At 61.7% G+C, this 1,292-nt stretch carries 1 protein-coding gene; it reads left to right on the forward strand.

The window, feature by feature from the left end:
• Window positions 1-84 precede the first annotated feature (84 nt).
• Window positions 85-564 (forward strand): thermonuclease family protein, encoded by a 480-nt coding sequence (locus tag C7C56_RS12060; RefSeq protein ID WP_106757641.1) that lies wholly within the window; start codon window positions 85-87, stop codon window positions 562-564.
• Window positions 565-1,292 lie beyond the last annotated feature (728 nt).

Below are 1,292 nucleotides of genomic sequence, written 5' to 3' on the forward strand. Positions count from 1 at the left end.
TGGAGCTAACTGGATACCCCTTACATAAGCACAGTATGATTGCATGGTCGCCTGAAGACAACGGCATTCCCACGGAGCATTCTCATGCTGAAAATTTTGATTGGTCTCGCGTTCATCACAGCCCCGGCGTATGCCGCCGAGGTGATCGGAATCGCTGATGGAGATACCCTGACGGTCCTGCAGGACCGCAAACCCGTCAGGGTCAGGCTCAGCAATATAGATGCGCCGGAAAAGCGGCAGTCTTTTGGCGCGAGATCCAGGCAGTCGCTGTCTGAACTTTGCTACGGCAAGGATGCGATCGTGGCCATCCAAAGTGTCGACCGGTACCGACGTCCGGTCGCCGTTGTCACGTGCGGGGGAGTTGAGGCAAACAGGGCGCAGATCGAGCGCGGTTTTGCGTGGGTCTACACGAAATACAATACGAACAAGGCTCTGCCCGAGCTGGAGGCCGCGGCTAAAGCGGAGCGCCGCGGCTTGTGGAGCGATCAGGATGCGATGCCGCCATGGGAATTTCGACGCACAGGCAGACTTTTGCCAGTTGTGTCTGTTGGTGAACGCGAATAACTGGTACGACACAGGGATGCTGGACGGGGTCCGACGAAGCCGGGCCTAAAAGCAAAGGATTGCCGGAGGCAACCCGAGCCCAATGGCGAGGGCGGGGCGGCCCCGGAGGGGCGGGGCGAGTCCGGCGCAGGGTGTGGCCGGTTTTGGCGGGGCGGCCAGCGCCGCGCTGCCTTTGCAGCCCTAGCGGCCAAGAGGGGGGGGCTGCAAGGGCGCGTGGGGTATCGCGCGCTTGCAGCTTCCCCTGATGAGCGTACCTCTTCCATACCGTCCCAATGGACGGTCCGATCATGCATTGCCGGCAGCGAGGCCTGGATGGTGGGCGGTTTCCGCCCAGTCGCGCAGCGACCAAGCGCTTGCGCGCGCCTGGAATGGGTATGGGATTAGCCTAGCGGCCAAGGGGCCTTGCCCCTTGATGAGCAGCCTTCGTCAGCGCACCAGCCCAGGGCTGGCAACTTTAGCCGCTAAATTACATATATATGAAAATTTCGCGGGGAGGGTGCCGGTCAAGCCATTGGCCGCGATTCAGGCCAGCCAGCGGCTGACCTGAACATTCATCGCGGGCGCAGCTTACGTCGTCTGATGCACCTCGGGAAGCCACGGGCTTTCAGCAAGTGCGCGCTCGGCAGCCTGCACGGCGAGTTCCTTTTTCATCGCACCAAGTGGCGCTGCGGCCTCGGGCGACACAGCTTGACTCACAACGTCGATGACCCGGCTCTTGGAAACGTGGG

The organism is Massilia glaciei (assembly GCF_003011895.2).
In the GTDB taxonomy this organism is placed as follows: Bacteria; Pseudomonadota; Gammaproteobacteria; order Burkholderiales; family Burkholderiaceae_D; genus Telluria_A; species Telluria_A glaciei.

What these genes read in the sequence shown, in the direction of transcription:
- C7C56_RS12060 (WP_106757641.1), top strand. Translation starts at nt 85, where the DNA reads ATGCTGAAAATTTTGATTGGTCTCGCGTTCATCACAGCCCCGGCGTAT.